Genomic DNA, 22,243 nt, shown 5'->3' on the forward strand with positions numbered 1-22,243 from the left:
TGCGCGCGCTCGACGCAGCCGCCGCCACACAACACAAAACTGTTTTTCGCCACGTGTGGACCCTCTGCAACGGTCACGCAACGGCAAGACGCGCACGCGCCTGCCGCCAGGGCGCATGGATGCAGCAGGGATACCGGAATTGATATGGACATCGCAAAAGAAGTCATTTGTGGGGCAAAGTCATACCCCCTACCATGATTCTTGAGCAAGTTTCAGCTCTGGCGGCGACTGCCGCGGCGTTCTCAACAAAACTACAATACAGGTGGAGACAAGATGGACAGATTGATAGCAACGGGCACCCGCACGTCCCGGCACAACACACGGCTGACCTTGAAGGCCACGGTGGCCGCGCTGGCCGGCGCAGGGCTGCTGAGCAGCGCTTCCGTATGGGCGCAACAGGCGCCCGCCGTGGAGCCAGCGGCGGCAGAAGTGGCAGAAACAGCGCCGGCAGCGACGCCAGCCGACAGCGGCATCGCCGTCGTCGCCGTCACGGGCGTGCGCAGGGCGGCACAGAGCGCGCAGCAAATCAAGAAAAACAACGACCAGGTGGTCGACTCCATCGTCGCCGATGAAATCGGCAAATTCCCCGACAAGAACGTGGCTGAAATCCTCGGCCGCGTGACGGGCGTGCAGATCCGCCGCGAAGGCGGCGAGGCCGGTTCCGTCATCATCCGCGGCTTGCCCGGCGTGGTGACCCTGCTCAATGGCCGCGAAATGTTCACCTCCGTGGGCCGCAACCTGTACCTGGCGGACATCCCGACGGCCATGCTGCAGCGCGTGGACGTGTACAAATCGCAGGGCGCCGACATGGTCGAAGGCGGCACGGCCGGCGTGGTCGACGTGCGCACCAACCGCCCCTTCGATTTCAAGGGCTTTACCGCCTCGGGCAATGTGCGCGCCGAGCACCGCGACAAGTCCGGCTCGACGGACCCGAACGTCAGCGGCATGGTCTCGAACCGCTGGAAGACCCCCTACGGCGAATTCGGCGCCCTGCTCGGCCTGTCCTACCAGCGCAGCAAATACTATGACGAGACGATCTGGAACGCCGAACCCGTCAAGCGCCCCGAAGCGGGCAATATCACGGGCCCCGACTCCGTCGGCATGATCCCGACCGTGGGCGACCGCAAGCGCTACGCGGCCAATGCCGCCTTCCAGTGGCGTCCGAACTCGCAGGTGGAAGTGTATGCGGAAGGCATGTCGACCCTGATCAAGCATGCGTTCGACAGCCAGTTCTTCGTCGGTTCGCTGCCCTGGGGCCAGAACCCGGACATCACGCTGATCCCCGGCACCAATCAGGCGGCCACGGTGGGCAAGATCGACGGCCCGTGGTCGCCGTTCACGCTGGGCTCGACGCAGGCGCGGCGCGACCGCTCGATCGGCTCGCAAGGCGCCGTCGGCGCGCGCTGGGACATCACGCCGCAGCTGCGCGCCACCACGGAGCTGGCGCGCACGGTGAGCAATCTCAAGCGCGAATTCCCCATCCTCGACTTCCTCGCCCACCCGACCAGCATCATCGGCAGCACGAATGTCAACGGCGGCGCGCAGATCAGCTACCCCGGCTACAACATGACGGATCCGAAAAACTACACGCTGCTCGGCTTCTACGATAACCACAACCACGACGAAGGCAGCTCGACCGACTGGCGCGGCGACCTGACCTACGACATGGACAGCACGGGCTTCTTCCGCGAATTTTCGGGCGGCGTGCGCCTGGCCAAGCGCAAGGCCGAATCGATCCGTGAAAAAAATGGCCAGGCCGGCTTGTCTTCGACCATGTACGCGGACGCGATTCCCGGCCTGGCCTGCGCCTCGCACAAGAACACGGGCAACTTCGGCCTGCAAAGCTGGCTCACGCCGTGCCGCGACTTCATGCTCAACAACACGGCCGCCCTGCGCCAGCTGTTTACAGGCAGCAGCGAACGCAGCCCGGACGATCCGATGACCCACTACAAGGATGTCGAAAAAACCAATGCCGTCTACGGCAAGGCGCGCATCGGCTTTGACCTGGCGCAAGTGCCGGTCGATGGCACCGTGGGCGTGCGCGTGGTGCAGACGAAGCAGGACTTGCAAGGCAATTCCTCGCAAAACGGCATCGTCACGCCGGTGCGCGTGAAGACGTCGGATACGGACGTGCTGCCCAACCTGACCCTGAAAGCCATGCTGCGCCAGGACCTGATCGCCCGCATGACCGCCGGCAAGGCCGTGCAGCGTCCCAACTTCGCCGACTTCAATCCCGGCGTAAGCCTGGGCCAGAGCCTGGAAATGGTGCGCCCGACGGGCAGCGGCGGCAATCCCGACCTCAAACCTGTGGAAGGCAAGAACCTCGACCTGGCGCTGGAATGGTATTTCGCCCAGACGGGTTCCGTCACGGCCACCGTGTTCCGCCACAACTTCAAGAATTACATCCTGTCCGGCTCGGCCAAGGAAACGTACAACGGCATCGAGTACGACATCACGCGTCCGCGCAACACCTCGAAGGGCCACCTGCAAGGCATGGAAATGGCCTACCAGCAGTTCTACGACAAGCTGCCCGGCTGGATGAGCGGCCTGGGCCTGCAGGCCAACGCCACCTACATGACGGGCGAGCTGGAAGAACTCAATGGCGGCGTGCATCCGTTCACGGGCATGTCGAAGTGGTCGGCCAATATCGTCGGCCTGTACGAACAGGGACCGTGGTCGGCGCGCCTGGCCTACAGCTGGCGCGACAAGTACGTCGACGACTACAACTACCGCGGCAAGGGCATCCACCTGACCGTGGCGCCGACGAAAACGCTGGACGCGTCGCTCTCGTACAAGCTCAATGCGCACACCACGGTGACGCTGGACGCGAACAACCTGCTCGACTCGACCTACCGCGACTACCACGACACGCCGGACTATGTGCGCGACGTGCGGCGCTATGACAAGGTGGTCGGCCTGTCCATCCGCTGGAGCCTCTGAAAACGCCCAGGGCGTTGTTGCCGCGCCTGGCCGTACCATGCGTACGGTCTTCGACGCGGCGCCTAGCCCTGGACTGTTTTAGCATCGGCAACAACACCCGAGCAAACCGGCTGCGCGGCGCGCTGTGCGGCCGGCGATGCGCACGGCACTAAAGTGCCGTTGCGCTTCCCGGCCACACCTCACTGCCGCGCGCGATGGTTTTGTCAGGCGTCGAAACGTGATTGAAAAACAGATGTTTTCTTCCTTTCAGGGTTTTCAGCGCCAGCCGGCAACGGTTGGCGCTTTTTTTTGCTCTGAGGAATCTATCCGAGCTAGGAATTGATTTGGCGCAAGATGGCCTGGCATGGGAATTTTATGCTGTCAGCTCGACCATCCAACCCGGCGACAGCACCATGCGCGATGCACGGCAAGTCGATGCACAGTTATTTCGGCCCGACATACCGACGCGGCTCGACATGCGCACGGCGGCGCTGGTCGAGCATGCGCTGGCCTTGCAGGAAATGGCCGGCACGGGCGCCGCCGCCCTGTTCCTGCATTGCCACGACGTGCCGCTGGCCACGGCCCTGCGCGTGCTGACCACGGGGCCGCGCCGGCAGCCGGCCGGGCCGCACCTGTTTGCCCGCCTGCGTCCGCGCACAGGCGCGCAGGCGCAGGGCTTGCCGCTACCGGTGCGCTGACGAATCCTGTACCATCGCCGCAACCAATCGATTTGAGGCACGGCGATGCAGGCAGCACATACGAACGACAGTCATGCGGCCCTGGTGGCCTTGATCAAGGAACGCTATGCGGGCCTGAGCCCGCAATTCCAGGCCGGCGCCCGCTACCTGGTCGACCATCCCGACGAGGTCGCCGTGTCGTCGATGCGCAGCATCGCCACGCGGGCCCGCGTGCAATCGGCGGCCCTGGTGCGCCTGGCGCAGCAGCTGGGCTTTGCCGGCTGGCCCGAACTGAAAGCCATTTTCGTCGAGCGCCTGCGGGCCGGGCCGGCCGGCTATGCGGAAAAGGCGGGCGCGCTGGCGGGCAAGGACGGCGACCTGATCGCCGAAGTCTTCACGGTACAGCAGCGCAACCTGGCCGCCACGGAAACGGCCAACCATGGCGCGCTCGATGCCGCCGCCAGCCTGCTGCAGGCGGCGTCGCGCGTGCACGTGGCCGGCTTTCGCGCAGCCCACCCGATCGCCTACACGCTGCACTATCTGTACCGGCTGCTGCGCCCCAGCGTGCAGCTGCTGAGCGGCCAGGGCGGCACGCTGGAAATGGACTTGCGCGCCCTGCAGGCGGGCGAAGCCGTGGTCGTCGTCAGCTTCGCGCCGTATTCGAGCGAGGCGCTGCTGGTGGCGCAGGCGGCGCGCCAGGCCGGCTGCCGGCTGGTGGCCATCAGCGACAGCGCCATGTCGCCGCTGGCCATGCAGGCCGACGCCAGCATCGTCATCGCCGTCGACAGTCCTTCGTTCTTCCCGTCCATCGTGGCCGGCATCGCGGCCGTGGAAAGCCTGGCCGAATTGCTGGTGGCGCGCGCGGGGCCGCAGGCGGTCGAGGCCCTGGCAGCGGCGGAAACGCAACTGCGCGCGCTGGGCGCGTATGCGCGCGCTTCCTAATTCGTCACCACCTTGATCTGCTTGACCTCCAGCGTCGACTCGCCAAAGGTTTCCTTGTCGAACTTGCCGCTCAATTCCACCAGCGTGTTGTGGTCGATGGCAAGGCCTTCGGGGAAGCGCTTGGCGTCGATCTCCACGGTCATCCTGCCGCTGGCATCGGCAAATTCATAATGGTCGCCACCCTTGTGGCTGAGCAATTTCCCCTTTACCTTCACGTACTGGTCGTCCTTGCCCTTGGCCAGCAAGTCCTTGGCGCTGATCAAGGGCACGCTCGATGGTCCCGCATAGCCGGCCGGGGCGGACGCGGCCTTGCTGGATGGCCCCGTGTAGCCGCCCGGCTGGGCGATGGCAAAGGCCGAGGCGGCGAGCAAGGCAGTGATGCCGGAGAGTTGGAGCAGCTTTTTCATGGTCGGTCCCTGGGTTCATGGTGAATGGAAGTCGTGGCCGGCTGTTGATCGCAGGCACGGACACATTACACCGGGCGGACATTAACCGTATCTTAAGACGCGCCTACGGTGCGGCCGCCTGCGGCAAGCCGGGCGGCAGGTCAAGCACCACGCCCAGCCCGCGGCCATCGAGGCCGGCGCCAAACGCCAGACCGATGCCATGCAGCTCGGCGATGCGCCTGACGATGGACAAGCCCAGTCCATTGCCGCCCTGCCCCTGCCCCAGCACGCGGAAAAAACGCTCGCCCAGCCGCTGGCGGCTGGCGTCGTCGACGCCGGGACCATTGTCGCGCACGGCAATGCGGGCACGGCCGGCATGCGCCGCCGCATCGATCTCGACCCGGCTGCCGGCCGGGCAATAGCGCAGGGCGTTATCGAGCAGGTTGCGCAGCATGATGCCCAGCAGTTGCGGATCGGCGTTGACGCTACCGAGCGTGCAGCGCACGCTCAGGGCGATGCCGCGCCGCGCCGCCTCGCCCGCATGGCTGGCCAGCACCTGTTCCAGCAAGGGCGCCAGCGGCACCGTCCGGCCCGCCAGCTGCCCGCGCGCCAGCGGGTCCAGCCGTGCCAGGGTGAGCAGGCTGTCGACCAGTGCCGTCACGCGCGCAATATCCTGGCGCAGCTTCTGGAATGCCGTGGCCAGTTCGGGATGCTGGCGTTGCAGCAACTGCACATGCATGTGCAGGCCCGCCAGCGGCGTGCGCAGTTCGTGGGCGGCATCGGCCGTGAAGCGGCGCTCGGCCTGCAGCGCCGCATCCAGGCGCGCCAGCACGCCGTTCAGCGCCTGCACGATGGGCAGCAGTTCGCGCGGCTGGCCCGCCGTCGGCACCTGGGCCAGGTCGTCCGGTGTCTTGCCGGCGATGGCCGACGCCGTCCGGCGCAAGGGCTTCAGCACGCGCCCGGTCAGCATCCAGCACACGAGCGCCAGCAGCCCCAGGAAACCCAGCACGGGCAGCCACAGATGTTCGGCCAGCTCTTCCAGGATATCGTAGCGCTTCTTGTACTGCTGGCCCACCTGCACTTCAAAGTGGCGCTCGTCGTCGCGCACCACGAAGACGCGCCAGCGGCGCTGCGCCACCAGCGGATCGGCAAAGCCGTGCTGGCCGTCGAAGCCGCTGACGAAAGGCTGCGCCGGCGCGCCACTGGTACGCTGCAAGACCCGGCCATCGACCACGACCTGGTACTGCATGTCGACCTTGCGTTCCGGCCCGCCGCCGGGCCGCGCCTGCGCCAGCAGCCCGCGCTCGTCCCAGTCCGTGGTGGCGGCCAGGATCATGTAGCCGGAGTCTTCCAGCGCATCGTCAAACACCTCGTTCGTCTCTTGCCAGGCGATCACGGTGACGATGCCCAGGCTGGCCAGCCACAGCACGGTGCTGGCGGCAACGATGGCGGCCAGCAGGCGCCGCCGCAGCGACCACGGCGCCGTGGCCTCAGTTCCCCTGGCTGCCATCATTTTTCAGCCGGTAGCCCAGGCCGCGCACCGTGACGATGCTGTCGCCGCCCAGTTTCTTGCGCAGGTTGTGGATGTACACCTCGATGGCGTTGCTTTCCACTTCCTCGCCCCAGCCATACAGCGTTTGTTCGATCTGGGCGCGCGTGACGATGCTGTTCTTGCGCAGCAGCAGCGCATACAGCACATGGTACTCGCGCGCGGTCAGGACCACCGGATGGCCGTCCAGGCTGGCCTGCCTGGTTTCCAGGTTGAGGGTCATGCCGGCGTGCGCCAATGTATTGCTCACCTGGTTGGCGCCGCGCCGGACGGCTGCGCGGATGCGCGCCGACATTTCCTCGAGCTCGAAGGGCTTGACCAGGTAATCATCGGCGCCCAGGTCCAGCCCCTCGACCCGGTCGGCCAGCGCGTCAAAGGCGGTGATCAGGATCACGGCGACACGGTTGCCGTCCGCCCGCAGACGGCCCAGCAAGGCGTCGCCGCTCATGCCGGGCAGGCCGCGGTCGAGCAGCACGCAATCGTAGTGGTGGGTCAGCAGCGCGGTATGCGCGGAATCGCCGCGCTCGACCCAGTCGACGGCATGCTGGTCCAGCCGCAGCCAGGCGAGGATGGTCTCGCCCAGGGAAATATCGTCTTCGACTAGCAAAATGCGCATGGCTGTCCATCGGAAAGAAAGGAAAACAACTGCAGTATGGCGGAAAAATCGCGCTGCCGATTATGGGCTGGAAAGATGAATGCAATCTTAAGGGCCGCGGGAAAGCGGCTCCCCGCACGTAAAAACATCAATTGATGTATATGCAAACACCAAACAACATATGTTGTAAATTCTTGTGCGCCATTCTATACTGCGCCTTCTCCATTGCCGAAAGAAAGCCCGCCATGAGCCATGTCTTCCACCGCAGCCTGGCCGCCAGCTACCCTGTCGCCACGGCAGGCGACGGCCCCTACCTGATCGACACGAGCGGCAAGCGCTACCTGGACGCCTGCGGCGGCGCCGCCGTCTCCTGCCTCGGCCATTCGGATGCGGCCGTCATCGCCGCCGTGCAGCAGCAGGTGGCCAGCATGGCGTATGCGCACAGCTCGTTTTTCACCAGCGAGCCGATGGAACAGCTGGCCGATTTCCTCGTCGCCCGGGCGCCAGCCGGCATCGACAGCGTGTATTTCGTCTCGGGCGGCTCGGAAGCGGTGGAAAGCGCCTTGAAAATGGCCCGGCAGTATTTCGTCGAGCGGGACCAGCCGCAGCGCCGCCACGTCATCACCCGCCGCCAGAGCTATCACGGCAACACCCTGGGCGCGCTGGCCACGGGCGGCAACGCCTGGCGCCGCCAGCAGTTCGAGCCGCTGCTGATTGGCGTGACCCATGTGTCGCCCTGCTATGCCTGGCGCGAGCAGCAGGCGCATGAAACGGATGCCGACTACGTGGCGCGCCTGGGCCAGGAGCTGGAAGAGCATATCGCCGCGCTGGGCGCGGAGAACGTCATGGCCTTCATCGCCGAACCCGTCGTCGGCGCCACGGCCGGCGCCCTGCCCGCAGTAAACGGCTATTTTGCGCGCATGCGCGCCATCTGCCAGCGCCACGGCATCCTGTTGATCCTCGACGAAGTCATGTGCGGCATGGGCCGCACGGGCAGCCTGTTCGCCTGCGAGCAGGAGGGCATCACGGCCGACCTGATCTGCATCGCCAAGGGCCTCGGCGCCGGCTACCAGCCCATCGGCGCCGTGATGGTGTCGCAGGACATCCGCGAGACGATCCGCGCCGGCACGGGCTTCCTCCAGCACGGCCACACGTATATCGGCCACGCCACCGCCTGCGCCGCCGCCCTGGCCGTGCAGCGGCAGATCGAGGAGCGCGATTTATTGGCCAACGTGCGCGCCATGGGCGGCTTGCTGCAAGAGCGGCTGCGCCAACGTTTCGATGGCCATGCGCACGTGGGCGACATCCGCGGACGCGGCCTGTTCCTGGGCCTGGAACTGGTGCAGGAGCGCGCCGGCAAGCAGCCGTTCGACCCGGCCCGCCGCCTGCACGCGCGCATCAAGGCGCAAGCCATGCAGAACGGACTGATGTGCTACCCCATGGGCGGCACCATCGACGGCCTGCACGGCGACCACATCCTGCTGGCGCCGCCCTACATCATCGACGCCAGCCACGTCGATGAGATCGTCGACAAGCTGGGCACGGCCATCGACGCCTGCCTGGGCTAACCGCGCCCGCTGCTGCCCACAGTGGACATCAGGCTGGCGCCGCAGCTGGTCTTGTGCCCCTCGAAGGCCACGGGCACGCCATCAATCAAGACTTGCGGATCGCCCTCGGCGATCACGCAGCGCACGTGGCCCTTGATCGGGCACACGCAAGGGTCGCCCTTGCGCGCCACGGCCACGCCCAGCACCGTGCTGTTCGGCGCCGCCCCTACCACCTTGCCGCCGTGGCTGGTGGGATCGTTCAAACGGATCACGCCACGCATGCTCTTCTCCTTGAACAGGTCACACGCCTCATTGCGAAAACCCCTGGTAATACTCGGGCGCATTGTGGCGCAAACCCCACCAGGGCAAATACGCATGGTTGCCGCTGCGTGCGCGGAACCACGGCTTGCCGGGCTGGATCGGCCGCACGACGGCGGGCGGCGCCACCACCAGCGCCACGGGGGCGGACAGGTCGCTGGTGCCGGCCACCAGCACGGGCTTGCCGAAATGGTGGGCGTAAGCGATGCCCAGCGCCACGTTCGTCAGGGCCGTACCCGCGCCCGTCTCGCCCAGCACGGCCGTCAGATTGAAACTTTGCTTCAACAGATCGAATTCCGGCAATTGCACGGTAAGCGTCTGCGCCAGCGCACCGAGCCGCGCGGAAGAATCCGGGTGCGTATTGCCGGCGTCGTGGATGACATAACCGATCCCGGTCTCCGCTTGATTGGCCTTGCCTGCGGCATCCTCGATGGCCGCCGTCCACGCCTGCACCAGCCGCGGCGGCTCGCCCTTCTTGACTTCAAAATCCGCCACCTGTTTCGTGCTCGGATACCCGAGCCACGCCAGCGGCGCCCGCTCCGTCTTGTAGTCGGGACCGGCCAGCACCAGCAGCACCAGGTTTTCGTTGATCTGCCGGTCCAGCGGCCGGCTGGGCGCATCCCAGTTCATGGCCCAGACGGTTTCCTTGGGGTGAGTTTGCAGATAATCGAGCGCGGCGGAAAGTGAAGTGAAACCGGCGTTGGGACCGCCCGTGGTGACGCGGACGTCGGGCGGGGTGGAGCGGGTCCAGAGGGTGGGAGAGTGAATGTTGCCGATGCTAAAAATATCGGCAACATATTCCCGGACGAAATTGGCTGCTTCCACTGGGTCGAGCTTGCCTTCAGGTAGCGCATATTCAATGTGAATGCCTGCAAGCTCGCGCCAACGTGATCTTTTTTCAGCTGAGTGAACGTTGTAGAAGTACTCTGGGTCGGAGTAATACACTCCATGAAAACGATCAAACATATCTTCGATATATTTATGGTGGTAACCGCGGAAGGTTTCAGAACCATTATTTCCAACAGCAATAGACGCAATGCTTTGCAGCCGGGTATATTTCTCGGGTTTTTCCCTGACCATCTCGTCGCCTGGATTCGGCTGCACCAGCCCCAATGCCCACAGCAACTGCCATTGGGTTGGATAGTCGCGGCGCTGCAAGGGATTCAGCCATTGCAATCCCACCACCTGCGCCATAAACGGACCGCTGCGTGGCACCGTTGCCTCCGGTAATGGCGGCGTCGCACACGCACCAAGCAAAAGCGACATGAGGACCGCGAGCAGCGCCCTCATTGCGAAAACCCCTGGTAATACTCTGGCGCATCGTGGCGCAAGCCCCACCAGGGCAGATACGCGTGATTGCCGCTGCGTGCGCGGAACCACGGCTTGCTGGGCTGGATCGGCCGCACGACGGCGGGCGGCGCCACCACCAGCGCCACGGGGGCGGACAGGTCGCTGGTGCCGGCCACCAGCACGGGCTTGCCGAAATGGTGCGCGTAAGCGATGCCCAGCGCCACGTTCGTCAGGGCCGTACCCGCGCCCGTCTCGCCCAGCACGGCCGTCAGATTGAAACTTTGCTTCAGCAGATCGAATTCCGGCAATTGCACGGTGAGCGTCTGCGCCAGCGCGCCGAGCCGTGCGGAAGAATCCGGGTGCGTATTGCCGGCGTCGTGGATCAAATAGCCGATGTCAGTATCGGGCCTGTTCGCCTTCGCTGCCGCCTCCTCGATGGCCGCCGTCCACGCCTGCACCAGGCGCGGCAGTTCGCCCTTTTTGACTTCAAAATCGGCAACCTTCTTGGTACTCGGATAGCCCAGCCACGCCAGCGGCGCCCGCTCCGTCTTGTAGTCGGGACCGGCCAGCACCAGCAGCACCAGGTTTTCGTTGATCTGCCGGTCCAGGGGACGGCTGGGCGCATCCCAGTTCATGACCCAGACGGTTTCCTTGGGGTGGCTCTGCAGGTAGTCGAGCGCGGCGGAAAGTGAAGTAAAACCGGCGTTGGGGCCGCCCATGGTGAGGCGAACGTCGGGTGGGGTGGAGCGGGTCCACAGGGTAGGAGAGTGGATGTTGCCGATGCTAAAAATATCGGCAACATATTCCCGGACGAAATTGGCTGCTTCCACAGGGTCGAGCTTGCCTTCAGGTAGTGCATACTCAATGTGGATACCAGCCAGCTCGCGCCAACGGGACTTGTTTTTAGTCGAGTGGACGTTGTAGAAATAATCTGGATCGGAATAGTACACGTCATGAATTAAATTAAAAGTCTTCGCTATGTATTTTTCATGGTAACCATCGAACGTTTCAGAACCATCATTTCCAACCGCGACAGAGGCAATACTTTGCAGCCGGGTATATTTCTCTGGTTTTTCCTTGACCATATCGTCGCCTGGATTCGGCTGCACCAGCCCCAAGGTCCACAGCAATTGCCATTGCGTGGGGTAATCCCGCCGTTGCAAGGGATTCAGCCATTGCAATCCCACCACCTGCGCCATAAACGGACCGCTGCGTGGCACCGTTGCCTCCGGTAATGGCGGCGTCGCGCACGCGCCAAGCAAAAGCGACATGAGAACCGCGATCAGCGCCCTCATTGCGAAAACCCCTGGTAATACTCGGGCGCATCGTGGCGCAAACCCCACCAGGGCAGATACGCATGGTTGCCGCTGCGCGCGCGGAACCACGGCTTGCCGGGCTGGATCGGCCGCACCACGGCCGGCGGCGCCACCACCAGCGCCACGGGGGCAAGCAAATCGCTGGTGCCCGCCACCAGCACGGGCTTGCCGAAATGGTGCGCGTAAGCGATGCCCAGCGCCACGTTCGTCAGGGCCGTACCCGCGCCCGTCTCGCCCAGCACGGCCGTCAGATTGAAACTTTGCTTCAACAGATCGAATTCCGGCAATTGCACGGTAAGCGTCTGCGCCAGCGCACCGAGCCGCGCGGAAGAATCCGGGTGCGTATTGCCGGCGTCGTGGATGACATAACCGATCCCGGTCTCCGCTTGATTGGCCTTGCCTGCGGCATCCTCGATGGCCGCCGTCCACGCCTGCACCAGCCGCGGCGGCTCGCCCTTTTTGACTTCAAAATCGGCAACCTTCTTGGTACTCGGATAGCCCAGCCACGCCAGCGGCGCCCGCTCCGTCTTGTAGTCGGGACCGGCCAGCACCAGCAGCACCAGGTTCTCGTTGATCTGCCGGTCCAGGGGACGGCTGGGCGCATCCCAATTCATGGCCCAGACGGTTTCCTTGGGGTGGGTTTGCAGATAGTCGAGCGCGGCGGAAAGTGAAGTGAAACCGGCGTTGGGGCCGCCCATGGTGAGGCGGACGTCGGGCGGGGTAGAGCGGGTCCAGAGGGTGGGAGAGTGGATGTTGCCGATGCTAAAAGTCCTTGCTACGCGCTGACGAACAAATTCCGTCGTCTTGACTAAATCCAGTTTCCCTTCTGGCAACGCATATTCGATATGGATGCCGGCCAATTCACGCCAGCGCGACTTATTTTTAGTTGAATGGACATTGTAGAAATATTCTGGGTCGGAGTAGTACACGTCATGAATTAAATTGAAAGTCTCCGCTATGTATTTTTCATGGTAACCATCGAACGTTTCAGAACCATCATTTCCAACCGCGACAGAGGCAATACTTTGCAGCCGGGTATATTTCTCTGGTTTTTCCTTGACCATATCGTCGCCTGGATTCGGCTGCACCAGCCCCAAGGTCCACAGCAATTGCCATTGCGTGGGGTAATCCCGCCGTTGCAAGGGATTCAGCCATTGCAATCCCACCACCTGCGCCATAAACGGACCGCTGCGTGGCACCGTTGCCTCCGGTAATGGCGGCGTCGCGCACGCGCCAAGCAAAAGCGACATGAGGACCGCGATCAGCGCCCTCATTGCGAAAACCCCTGGTAATACTCGGGCGCATCGTGGCGCAAGCCCCACCAGGGCAGATATGCATGGTTGCCGCCGCGCGCGCGGAACCATGGCTTGCCGGGCTGGATCGGCCGCACGACGGCGGGCGGCGCCACCACCAGCGCCACGGGGGCGGACAGGTCGCTGGTGCCGGCCACCAGCACGGGTTTACCGAAATGGTGCGCGTAGGCGATGCCCAGCGCCACGTTCGTCAGCGCCGTGCCCGCGCCCGTCTCGCCCAGCACGGCGGTCAGATTGAAGCTTTGCTTCAACAGATCGAATTCCGGTAATTGCACGGTGAGCGTCTGCGCCAGCGCGCCGAGCCGTGCGGAAGAATCCTGATGTGTATTGCCAGCGTCGTGGATGAGATAGCCGATGTCAGTATCGGGCCTGTTCGCCTTCGCTGCCGCATCTTCAATGGCCGCCGTCCACGCCTGCACCAGGCGCGGCGGTTCGCCCTTTTTGACTTCAAAATCGGTAACTTGTTTGGTACTCGGATACCCTAGCCACGCCAGCGGCGCCCGCTCCGTCTTGTAGTCGGGACCGGCCAGCACCAGCAGCACCAGGTTTTCGTTGATCTGCCGGTCCAGAGGCCGGCTGGGCGCATCCCAGTTCATGGCCCAGACGGTTTCCTTGGGGTGGCTTTGCAGATAGTCGAGCGCGGCGGAAAGTGAAGTAAAACCGGCGTTGGGGCCGCCCATGGTGACGCGGACATCGGGTGGGGTGGAGCGGGTCCAGAGGGTGGGAGAGTGGATGTTGCCGATGCTAAAAGTCCTTGCTACGCGCTGACGAACAAATTCCGTCGTCTCGACTAAATCCAGTTTCCCTTCTGGCAACGCATATTCGATATGGATGCCGGCCAGTTCACGCCAGCGTGATTTGTCCTCGGCTGAATGAACGTTATAAAAATATTCTGGATCGGAGTAGTATACATCATGAAGTAAACTCATCAACTTACTGATATATTTCTCATGATAACCATCAAATGATTCTGAACCATCATTTCCCGCCGCAATAGATGCAATGCTCTGAAGTCTAGAGTATTTATCAGGTTTTTCTTTTACCATCTCATCATCCGAATTCGGCTTGACCAACCCTAGCATCCAAAGCAATTCCCACTGTGTTGGGTAGTCTCTACGCTGCAAAGGATTTAGCCATTGCAAACCAACGACTTGAGCCATTAATGGCCGCGCTACTGGCATAAGAGTATTTTGGGTTACAGATACCACCTTTGTGCTTGTAGGCGTACGCAAGCGTACACAGGCTGACAAAATCAAAACAATCAGAAACGTACCGAGCGCATAAAAAAGTATAGATCTAACCACGGTATAGCCTCCAAAAAATTGGAACAACTTTGGAATACACTAAAAATTCAATATCCAGCTAAAAAATGGGCTTTAGTTAAATGCTCGCTCACCAGAATTGGGATGCGAATCAGGAGCAGAGTTTTCTCGCACATCAACTATAGATGCAGGAAGGCTCCCACCCCCATTGGTCTGCTGCGTCCAGTCCGTGATGGTCAATCCATGGAATTTCCCTTCAATAAAATACTCCTCAAATAATCTAGCTGATTCTGTTTTACTCAGCACCTCCAACAACCTCCAATCCGCCGCCACCCTCAACTTGCGCAGCTGATCCGGCTTGATGCGGCACACGCCCACCGCCACGTCATACGCGAGCGCCCGCTCTGCGTGCATGGGGTTGGTCAGGATGGTGGAGTGGTCGGTGGCATAGGCGCCGGCCTGGCTAGACATCATTTCCTCTACCCGCGTGCTGCGCCATGCTTGGTATTCGGCGTCGGGCGTGGCGTTGGGCATTTCCTGCTGCACTTTTTGACCCTCGGGACTTTTCCCTTCCCGTATGGCCAGGGCGCGTATCACCGCGCGCTGCTCGAATCGCAGGCGCGCCTCGTCATCGGCCGTGCCCCTGGCGCTGTCCATGCGTTTGGCTTCGTTTTTCCCCGCCTGCCCCTGCAGGCCGCCGGGCGGAATTTCATGATCGGCAAGGAGGTCGTCGCCGGGCGCGCGCTGCTTGCCCGCCTGGCGCGATTCGCCGGGCGGCGCGTAGCCTTCATCGAATTCCTCGCTTGTCTGTCCAAAGCGCAAGGACTGCGGCTTGAAGGGCGGCAGCAGGTCAGGCGCGTTCAGTTCGATTTTCCAGTCTTTGTGGGGAGAGGCATTGCAAGGGCTGCGAGCCAGGCCCGTGGCCACGATGAACAGGGGCGCAAACCCGACCGTCAGGATGGTGGAAAAGGAGCCCTCGCTGGCCTCCACGCCCTGCTTGATGGAATACGACGCATATTTCTGCGCCGGAAACCAGAAATCGTTGCCTCCCGGCGCAGGCTTGCGCCAGTGATCGCTCCAGTAGTGATAGCTGCCCTGCTTGCCCACCTCAAAACCCTGGGCAAACACGCGCTGCACGCACACGCCTGCGGCCTCTGTGGCAGCCAGCTCGCCGCCGTCCTTGCCGTCCTTGGCCAGCGAACCCGACAGGCCGCGCCAGCCGATGCCCTCGATGGCCACGGACGACACCACCACATCGTGCGGATTGCAATAGATGGTCACCCTGCCATACGATGATTTCTTGCCGCCCCGGGCGGCGCCGGCAATCCCGTATTGTTCACGATCTTGGGCGGCGGAAAAGCCGTGTTCCAGATTGGCCATGCAGCGGTCGATTTCCTCGTCTGTCTGCACCTCGCCCAGGCTGGCGCGCTGGCCGATGATGGCAAAGAAGTTTTTCAAGGTGGCGATGCGCGCCTGCACCGTCACCCTGCCCGTGCTGCCGTCCGCCGCGCGCAGCTTGCTGGCCACCCAGTTCTCGGCGCTATTGCGTTTCGCCAGGCTGTACGGCGAATTACAAATCACATAGTTGTCGGCCACGCAGGGAAAATTGTCTTTCACCTTGGGCAGGTTTGCGCCCAGAAAGGCAGCCGCCATCGCCACCATCGTGCCCTGGCTATGGCACACGATGGTGACGGGCACGTCGGCCTGCTGCTGGCGGATGGCTTCGACCAGCCGGGCCAAACGATAGGCGGCCAGCACGAAATACGGGCGCGGCGGGCAGCTGTACACTTGCCGCTCCGGGAAGGGATTCATGTGCTGGATGGTGTTCCACAAGAATAAACCCTCGCTCAGTCCGTCCTTCCACAAGTCGGCCAGCGCGCTGCAGCCATTGGCAAACGGCCCGCCGCCCCAGTAATTATCTTCGTTCAGGTAGATGCCCTTGCCGTATTTCTGCAGTTCCTCGCCGGAAGCCTTGTAGCCCCAGCGAAAACGGATCACGGGAGAAAAAGTGCCGGCATCGCGGATCAAGGTATCGGCCGACATTTCCGGGTTGAGAAAGCCTTCGGCCGTGATCTCGGCGCCATAATTGACCGCCGTCAGTTCGCCGCCTTCCACGCCACGGTGCTGCATGTGATGGCAGGAACGCTTGAGGCGCTCGTTCAGGCCCTTGCACAGTCCCTCTTCAGTTGCCGCGTACCACTCGCCATCGGAATTGACGCCGTGCACGAAGATCACGATGCCGGGCAGCGGCAGTTGCTGCAGCGTGTCGCGGTCGCTGCTCTGGAAATTGGCGTTGCAGGAAAACTGACCGAGGATATCGATTGTGGGGTCGTCGCACAGCGGCGGGTGGGGATCGAACAGCATGGTATGGCCTCCGATGTCGGGTTTCAGGAACGGCGGCGGAAGAAGAAACCCTTCAGCCGCTGCAGGTGATCGGTCGCCACCTTCGGCCCGCGCCCGTCGGCGCCGCTGACGCCCGTCACGGGACCGTCGCCTTCGCGCTCGATGTGCACTTCCACGCCTTCGACGGGCAAGCCATCGGTGGGACGCAGCAAGCGCGGCACGCGGCCCAGCTCGCCCTCGCCGAAGGTGGGCAGCTCGCCTTTCATGCTGGCCGGGCCGTTCCAGTGGTGGCCATCGGTCTTCACCGTCAGCGCGCCGGGTCCGCCCAGTTCCACAGCACCGCCGGACAGTTTCAGGTAGGCGCCGCCCGCCGTCATGAAGGTGATCTCGTCCTGCGCCACGCCGACCAGGCGCGTGCCGGCCGTCAGGCGGATCTCCTTGGCGGCGTCCGCCTGCAGAAGATCGTGCTGGCTTTGCAGCAAGAACTTGCCGAAATGGGCCACTTGCACGATGCCATCCTGATGCGCGAACAGGGAAATACCCTTGCCCGCGTTGACGTTGCAGCGCTGGGCCGCGCTCAGTTGCAGATGCTGCTGGGCCACCAGGTCGATATTCGCGCCCGCGTTGCCGCTGATGGTTTTGGGGGTACTCAGCGCCACGCCCTCGGGCGCCGTGATGCTGACGGCGGGCTGGTCGGCGGCAATCGCCGCTCCCAGCGCCGTGCTGCCGGCCGCGTCCAGCGCCAGCGCCTGGTGCTGGGCGGCAAACTCGCCCAGGGAGGTCAACAATTCCAGGCACTCCTGCATCACGGCGGCATGCTCACTGCCGTCGAGCTGCTTGCCGCTGGCGCCCAGCTGTTTCCAGGCCGAAATCAACAGCGAACGGGCCGTGCGCACGCTGCCGCTGGCGTCGCTGCGCAACTCGAAGCCGTCGCCGCGCTGCCGCCCTGCGCCGTCGCTGCGCGGTTCGGTCAGGTAGCCGAGGTTCAACTGCGTGGCCGCCTGGTCGCTGGCCAGCTGCGCGCTGATCTGCGACGGCGTGTCGTCAAAGCACAGCTGGTTGCCGCGCCCACCGCGCACTTCGCGGCTGCGCATGCCGGACAGATAGCGGTTGCCAGGCAAGGCGCCGCGCGCGCTCAAGCCCGGCGGCACGCCCACGGCGTTGTACAGCTGGCCCACGATGATGGGCCGGTCCGGGTCACCGCCGAGAAAGTCGATCAGCACTTCCGCGCCGATGCGCGGCAAGCTCAAGGTGCCGCATTGGCTGCCGCTGCCCGGGCCATTGCCGCTCCAGCTCGATGCCACGCGCACCCAGGCCGAATCGCGCTCCGTATCGGAGGCGCCGGAGCCGTTGGCATGCGCGTGGTCCGGCGCGCGCGTGGCGCCAAAACGCACCTTGACGCGCCCCAGCGCATCGCAATGCACTTCTTCGCCGGCAGGCCCGACGACCAGCGCGCTTTGCAAACGAACGGCGGGGAAATCGCTGCGCGGATCAAAAGCGGGCACGATGGCGATGCCGCGCCGCACGCAAGTAAAACGGTTGCGGTAGCGCAAGGCCGGCTGGCCATCGGCGCCTGCTCCTTGTGCCGGGCCGGCATCGCACTGCCAGCCGCTCTGCGCAAACAGGCGCCCGACCCGCGCGTCTAGCCCTGTCGGCAAGTTATTGCTGGCCGCTACGCTCAAGGCCGTGATGACGAAACTGCGCTCGGCCACCGGGTGGCTGTCGATATCGGCATGCCCTTCCAGGCTGAACCATTGGCCCGCGCAAAAGTCGCGCACGCAGCCTTCTCCCTGGAAACACTTGCTGTCCAGATCGTGACGCGCCATCGCCAGCTGGCCCAGTTGCCGCAATTCGTCATTGCTGCCGGCGGCCAGCGGCGGCTCCACGATATAGTCGTCGAGGCTGGCCGCCAGGCGATTGCCATGGCTGCCCTGATCCACGCCGCCGCGCGACCGGGTGGCCATGAACTGCGGACTGTGCGGGTGGCCATCGTCCCAGCTGTAGCGTTCGCACTTTCCCGCTTGCAAGCGGCGCACGGCGCTCCAGCCCGTCACTGCATCCCTTTCCTCGGTGGCGTCATCGCGGTGATAGCGCACCGTGCCAGCCGCGTTTTGCGCCAGGCGGCTGGCGTCGTCGAACAGCAGCAGGGCATGCGCGGGCGTGGTGGCGGCGTTCGCGCTGGACGGCGCTGCCGCCTGGAAGCACCAGGCGATGCCGCGGCGCTTGAGCAGGCGGCGGATAAAGGCGGCATCGGATTCATTGTGCTGCATCGTGAAGTCGCGCACGGGCATGCTGCGCGCCGCCAGCGCCGCGTCGATGGACAGATCCAGGCTGGCGGCGAGCACGCTATTGCCCTGCCGCCATTCCTCAAACAGCAACTGGACGATCTGCAATTCATGCTTGTTGCGAAACACGCGCGTGTTGATGCGCTTTTCCATCAGGGCCAGGCCGTCGCGCAGCACCAGCTGATAGCTGGCCAGGCCGCCGTCGCTCTGCCCCGCGCACGCTTCGGCGACGATGCCGCAGACCCTGCGCAGCTGCCCCTGGTCCGTCACGATCTGCAATTCGGCCGGCACGGCGATGAACTGTTTCAGCGGCAACCGCGCTTCGGTGGCCACGCACAGAATACGGTATTCCAGGCCGCCACAGATGGCCTCGCTGCCGCTGACGCGCTGCGGCAGCAAGACATCCTCATTGATGCCTTCCGGGTAGGCGAGGCGCAGCCGCAAGGCCCGGTTACCGGCGGTCAAGGCCTTGTCCACGGCCAACCATTGCGCGAAGTCTTCCATGGTTTTCTTCCTTCCAGCAGTCATCGGGGCACAGCATGTACGGCGATCTCAGGCGGAACCATCGAATCGTATGTCGTAATGCATGTCGTCACGGTCGCGGGCCGGCAGCTTGCCGACCAGAAATGCATCCTCCGCCAGGCAGGCGCCCATGCCCAGCACGCAGGTGCGCACATCTTCTTGGCGCAGTACCAGGCGTATCTCGAAGCCCACGCCGGGCAAGCCGAACAGCGCCAGCATCTGGCGCAGGGCCAGCGCGCCGGGTCGGCCTGGCAAGAAATCCGCGTAGGCGCGGCGCTCCAGCGGCCCCAGCACCAGGCGCACGCGCAGGTCGGCGCGCCGGCAGCGCTCGCCCAGCATGGCGCCTTGTCCCAGCCGCGCGTTGGCGCTCGCCAGCAAGGTGCGCTCCTGCGGCGCGCGCCGGAACCAGGCGCCCACAAACCGCTGCAAGCGCACGGGCACGCCGAAATACTCGGCCAGCACCGCCTGCATCACGTCGGCCGTCACGGGCCGATGCCGCAGCAAGGCCGCGTAATGGGCCAGCACATGCGCTGGCAAGCCATCCGTCAGCTTGGCCACCTGGGCAGGCCAGGCGCCGGCCAGGGCCAGTTGCAAGGGCAGGAAATCGCCGCCGTCGGCGTCCATCTGGCATTCGATGCGATAACGTGCCCAGGCCTGGTAAAACAGGGCCAGCGCGCGCTGCGACAGCGTATCGAGCCAGGCACGGGGACCGTCATCGCCCGTTTGCCGCTCGTGGCGGGCGAGCGTTTCCGTGTAATGCAGCGGCAAGCTGCCATGCACGCCCAGGAAACCCAGCATGGCCGCCCGCACATGCACCTGCGTATGACCATCTGCTTCCTGCTCCAGCCACAGCTGTTCGATTTCACCCGGCGCAAACGACAGCGACGCGCTGCCATGCAGGCGCAGGCAATCCTCAAACACCTGCTCCTGCGACATACCCTGCTGTATCAGCCAGGCCGACAACAGACGCACGGCCTGAAAGAAGCCGGTGCCGGACGGGTCGGCCAGCAGGCGCGCGACTACACCAGCGTCTGGCTTCCATTGCGGGGCAAGCAGCACAGCAACTCCTTTCCAGTCTTCTGCGACAAGACGATCAGGCGGGTAAACGAGCCCAGGTGCACGTACAGCCCGAGAAAACGTTCGATCACCTGGGCAAACGCATGCAAGCCGCTGCCGACAAAGGCTTCTTCATCGACAGACAGCAGGACGTCGATGCCGAACACGAGGCTGCCGCCCGCCTCGTCCTGCAGCCAGGTACTGGCGGCGCGCTGGCGCAGTCCCGTCACGCCTGATATCTGGCGCGCGGCGCTGGCCGAACCGGGCAAGTTGTACAGCTCGAGTATTTGCTTGAAGAGCGGCAAACCCTGCTCACTGAGCGACTGATGGTTCAGCGACAATTGCGCGATCAGCCGCCAGTGCGACGACGCACCCGCAGGGAATCGGTACGGCGCGCCGGGTTTGCGCAGCAGGCGCACCGGCAAGGCGCTGGCCACGCCGTCATGGTGCAAATCGCCCGCGGCATTGCCGAACACCAGGCGGCTCGGCAAATCGCGGTTGCTGCAGGTGAGCATGATGGACACCGTTTGCGTGGCGTCGTGCAGCGGCTGCATCGTCCCGTCGACAAAGGCGATGCGCATGTCATAGCCGGGATTGCTCAACGCCATGTCCTCGTCGCGCCGCGTCACCCAGTAGCGCCCCTGACGGCCGCCCGCCTCGCCGTGACGCATCGAATAGAACGGGTGGAACGTATCCAGCGAGGCACCCTGCGCCGTTTCACCGAGCACCTGCACACTGTCGACGCTGTAGATATCGTAACAATGCGCCTGCCTGACCGATGGCAGCAGCACATGCTCGGCGCTCGTGTGCGTCAGGCGGATGGGATTGGCCGCCTGGCGGAACAGGTTGACGACGGGCGTGCATCCCGTCAGCAGATGCTTGGCGGACAGCGGCCGCAGGATGCGCGCGATATCCGCATCGGCCTGCACGTCGGCCAGCAACAGGTGCACGGTGCAACGCCGGCAGGCCGGAGGCAACTGCGGGCGCAGCGCGGCCAGGTCCAGGTCGACGAAATTGAATTTTTCCGGAAAGGCAAACCATTCGCCCAACAGAAGGTAGGCTGGATGCGAGGCGGCCTTGGCCGGCATCAAGGCATCCTCGGCGGCAAAACCGGCCGGATGCAAGGGCACCGCGTCCAGCGCATGCCATACGCCGTCGACCTCCACATAGGCACAACGCCCACGCAGGAACAGGCTGTCGCGCAAGGCGGCGCAAAAGGAAGGCTCGCCGTCGAGGAACAGGCGCAGCGCCGGCAGCGGCAGCCCGTCCAGCGTGGACGTGGCGCCCGTCGCTTCGAGCGTGATGCTGATCGCCGCCCCCAACCCCGGTGGCAGCCGCACTGCGGGCGGCGCCGCCACGATGGACTGGAAGCACACCTCGGACAGGCGCAGCGGCGCCACGGCGACATCGTAGGCGGTGGTGAACTTGCAGGCAACGCCTTGATGCTCGGCTGCATGCATGACCGTGCCGCGCGGGATCACGGCCAGCGCGGTCACCGTGGCAAGGTCGTTATCGACGCGGGCAATGGAGCAGGCAGGAAACGGGCGCAAGTAATGGGGAAAATTAACTTCCAGCAAGGTTTCACTGAAGGTGCCGAAGCCATCGGCCAGCCGCTTGGCGGTGCGCGCATTGAACATGGCAAACGCCTGCAGCATGCGCGCCAGCTGCGGGTCGCCCATGTCGCCCCCCAGGAGGCCCAGCGCCCCGGCGATGGCGGGATAGCGCCGGCCAAACGCCTGATTGTGCGCATGCAAGGTGCCCAGTTCGCGCTCGTAATATTGCAGCAACTCGTCCATGTCCGCTCCCATCGCCCGACCCGCGCATGCGGGTACGGCCCCATCTGGATTATTGAGGAAGCGGAAAAAGGAAAATTGAGTTTGAACAAGATTACGCGCATGCGTCAGCAAGGAATGGCATGCCAGC

General features: G+C 64.1%; 16 protein-coding genes. 4 read left to right on the top strand and 12 right to left on the bottom strand.

Annotated elements, in window-relative coordinates:
* Positions 1-273: 273 nt before the first annotated feature.
* From AC3RCJ_RS22705 to AC3RCJ_RS22715, 3 genes are all read left to right on the top strand, one after another.
* On the top strand, positions 274-2,940 hold the full coding sequence (locus tag AC3RCJ_RS22705) for a TonB-dependent receptor (RefSeq protein ID WP_492961042.1): 2,667 nt from the start codon (positions 274-276) through the stop codon (positions 2,938-2,940).
* 323 nt (positions 2,941-3,263) lie between these two features.
* Entirely contained in the window at positions 3,264-3,617 is a 354-nt protein-coding gene (locus tag AC3RCJ_RS22710) for a hypothetical protein (protein WP_492961044.1), read from the top strand.
* A 45-nt stretch (positions 3,618-3,662) separates the two neighbouring features.
* Positions 3,663-4,538 (top strand): MurR/RpiR family transcriptional regulator, encoded by an 876-nt coding sequence (locus AC3RCJ_RS22715; protein ID WP_492961046.1) that lies wholly within the window; start codon positions 3,663-3,665, stop codon positions 4,536-4,538.
* Here AC3RCJ_RS22715 and AC3RCJ_RS22720 read toward each other — a convergent pair.
* From AC3RCJ_RS22720 to AC3RCJ_RS22730, 3 genes are all read right to left on the bottom strand, one after another.
* Positions 4,535-4,945 (bottom strand): YgiW/YdeI family stress tolerance OB fold protein, encoded by a 411-nt coding sequence (locus AC3RCJ_RS22720; RefSeq protein ID WP_492961048.1) that lies wholly within the window; start codon positions 4,943-4,945, stop codon positions 4,535-4,537. The two genes, AC3RCJ_RS22715 and AC3RCJ_RS22720, sit on opposite strands and share 4 nt — an antisense overlap.
* Positions 4,946-5,048: 103 nt before the next feature.
* On the bottom strand, positions 5,049-6,437 hold the full coding sequence (locus AC3RCJ_RS22725; RefSeq protein WP_492965207.1) for an ATP-binding protein: 1,389 nt from the start codon (positions 6,435-6,437) through the stop codon (positions 5,049-5,051).
* Entirely contained in the window at positions 6,415-7,089 is a 675-nt protein-coding gene (locus AC3RCJ_RS22730; RefSeq protein ID WP_492961052.1) for a response regulator, read from the bottom strand. Before AC3RCJ_RS22730 ends, AC3RCJ_RS22725 begins: the two co-directional genes overlap by 23 nt.
* Before the next feature lie 224 nt (positions 7,090-7,313).
* Between AC3RCJ_RS22730 and AC3RCJ_RS22735 the strand changes: the two genes are divergently transcribed.
* Complete coding sequence (locus tag AC3RCJ_RS22735) at positions 7,314-8,636, top strand: aspartate aminotransferase family protein (protein WP_492961054.1); 1,323 nt, start codon at positions 7,314-7,316, stop codon at positions 8,634-8,636.
* On the opposite strand, the gene AC3RCJ_RS22740 is transcribed toward AC3RCJ_RS22735, so the two are convergent.
* From AC3RCJ_RS22740 to tssF, 9 genes are all read right to left on the bottom strand, one after another.
* A complete protein-coding gene (locus AC3RCJ_RS22740; protein WP_492961056.1) occupies positions 8,633-8,896 on the bottom strand; it encodes a PAAR domain-containing protein in 264 nt (87 codons plus the stop codon). The two genes, AC3RCJ_RS22735 and AC3RCJ_RS22740, sit on opposite strands and share 4 nt — an antisense overlap.
* Before the next feature lie 28 nt (positions 8,897-8,924).
* A complete protein-coding gene (locus AC3RCJ_RS22745) occupies positions 8,925-10,223 on the bottom strand; it encodes a hypothetical protein (RefSeq protein WP_492961058.1) in 1,299 nt (432 codons plus the stop codon).
* Positions 10,220-11,518: a hypothetical protein gene (locus AC3RCJ_RS22750; RefSeq protein WP_492961060.1), complete on the bottom strand. Its 1,299-nt coding sequence runs from the start codon at positions 11,516-11,518 to the stop codon at positions 10,220-10,222. Before AC3RCJ_RS22750 ends, AC3RCJ_RS22745 begins: the two co-directional genes overlap by 4 nt.
* Positions 11,515-12,813, bottom strand: a complete 1,299-nt coding sequence (locus tag AC3RCJ_RS22755; RefSeq protein WP_492961062.1) for a hypothetical protein — start codon at positions 12,811-12,813, stop codon at positions 11,515-11,517. The genes AC3RCJ_RS22750 and AC3RCJ_RS22755 overlap by 4 nt, the downstream gene beginning before the upstream one ends.
* Entirely contained in the window at positions 12,810-14,012 is a 1,203-nt protein-coding gene (locus AC3RCJ_RS22760) for a hypothetical protein (RefSeq protein WP_492961064.1), read from the bottom strand. The genes AC3RCJ_RS22755 and AC3RCJ_RS22760 overlap by 4 nt, the downstream gene beginning before the upstream one ends.
* A gap of 216 nt (positions 14,013-14,228) precedes the next feature.
* Positions 14,229-16,478, bottom strand: coding sequence for a T6SS effector phospholipase Tle3 domain-containing protein (locus AC3RCJ_RS22765; protein WP_492961066.1), 2,250 nt, complete (start codon positions 16,476-16,478; stop codon positions 14,229-14,231).
* 23 nt (positions 16,479-16,501) lie between these two features.
* Positions 16,502-19,246: a type VI secretion system Vgr family protein gene (locus AC3RCJ_RS22770; RefSeq protein ID WP_492961068.1), complete on the bottom strand. Its 2,745-nt coding sequence runs from the start codon at positions 19,244-19,246 to the stop codon at positions 16,502-16,504.
* A gap of 48 nt (positions 19,247-19,294) precedes the next feature.
* Positions 19,295-20,323 carry a type VI secretion system baseplate subunit TssG gene (gene tssG, locus AC3RCJ_RS22775; protein WP_492961070.1) on the bottom strand — a complete coding sequence of 343 codons (1,029 nt, stop codon included), beginning with the start codon at positions 20,321-20,323 and terminating at the stop codon, positions 19,295-19,297.
* Positions 20,284-22,116, bottom strand: coding sequence for a type VI secretion system baseplate subunit TssF (gene tssF / locus AC3RCJ_RS22780; protein ID WP_492961072.1), 1,833 nt, complete (start codon positions 22,114-22,116; stop codon positions 20,284-20,286). The genes tssG and tssF overlap by 40 nt, the downstream gene beginning before the upstream one ends.
* Between the last annotated feature and the right edge of the window lie 127 nt (positions 22,117-22,243).

The organism is Janthinobacterium sp. GW822-FHT07H11 (assembly GCF_058798615.1).

Bases quoted from the DNA above. Each gene is read 5' to 3' on its own strand.
- AC3RCJ_RS22720 (WP_492961048.1), bottom strand. From the start codon at position 4,945: ATGAAAAAGCTGCTCCAACTCTCCGGCATCACTGCCTTGCTCGCCGCC.
- AC3RCJ_RS22765 (WP_492961066.1), bottom strand. From the start codon at position 16,478: ATGCTGTTCGATCCCCACCCGCCGCTGTGCGACGACCCCACAATCGAT.
- AC3RCJ_RS22730 (WP_492961052.1), bottom strand. From the start codon at position 7,089: ATGCGCATTTTGCTAGTCGAAGACGATATTTCCCTGGGCGAGACCATC.
- AC3RCJ_RS22760 (WP_492961064.1), bottom strand. From the start codon at position 14,012: ATGGCTCAAGTCGTTGGTTTGCAATGGCTAAATCCTTTGCAGCGTAGA.
- AC3RCJ_RS22735 (WP_492961054.1), top strand. From the start codon at position 7,314: ATGAGCCATGTCTTCCACCGCAGCCTGGCCGCCAGCTACCCTGTCGCC.
- AC3RCJ_RS22770 (WP_492961068.1), bottom strand. From the start codon at position 19,246: ATGGAAGACTTCGCGCAATGGTTGGCCGTGGACAAGGCCTTGACCGCC.
- tssF (WP_492961072.1), bottom strand. From the start codon at position 22,116: ATGGACGAGTTGCTGCAATATTACGAGCGCGAACTGGGCACCTTGCAT.
- AC3RCJ_RS22725 (WP_492965207.1), bottom strand. From the start codon at position 6,437: ATGATGGCAGCCAGGGGAACTGAGGCCACGGCGCCGTGGTCGCTGCGG.
- AC3RCJ_RS22740 (WP_492961056.1), bottom strand. From the start codon at position 8,896: ATGCGTGGCGTGATCCGTTTGAACGATCCCACCAGCCACGGCGGCAAG.
- AC3RCJ_RS22750 (WP_492961060.1), bottom strand. From the start codon at position 11,518: ATGAGGGCGCTGATCGCGGTTCTCATGTCGCTTTTGCTTGGCGCGTGC.
- AC3RCJ_RS22705 (WP_492961042.1), top strand. From the start codon at position 274: ATGGACAGATTGATAGCAACGGGCACCCGCACGTCCCGGCACAACACA.
- AC3RCJ_RS22745 (WP_492961058.1), bottom strand. From the start codon at position 10,223: ATGAGGGCGCTGCTCGCGGTCCTCATGTCGCTTTTGCTTGGTGCGTGT.
- AC3RCJ_RS22755 (WP_492961062.1), bottom strand. From the start codon at position 12,813: ATGAGGGCGCTGATCGCGGTCCTCATGTCGCTTTTGCTTGGCGCGTGC.
- AC3RCJ_RS22715 (WP_492961046.1), top strand. From the start codon at position 3,663: ATGCAGGCAGCACATACGAACGACAGTCATGCGGCCCTGGTGGCCTTG.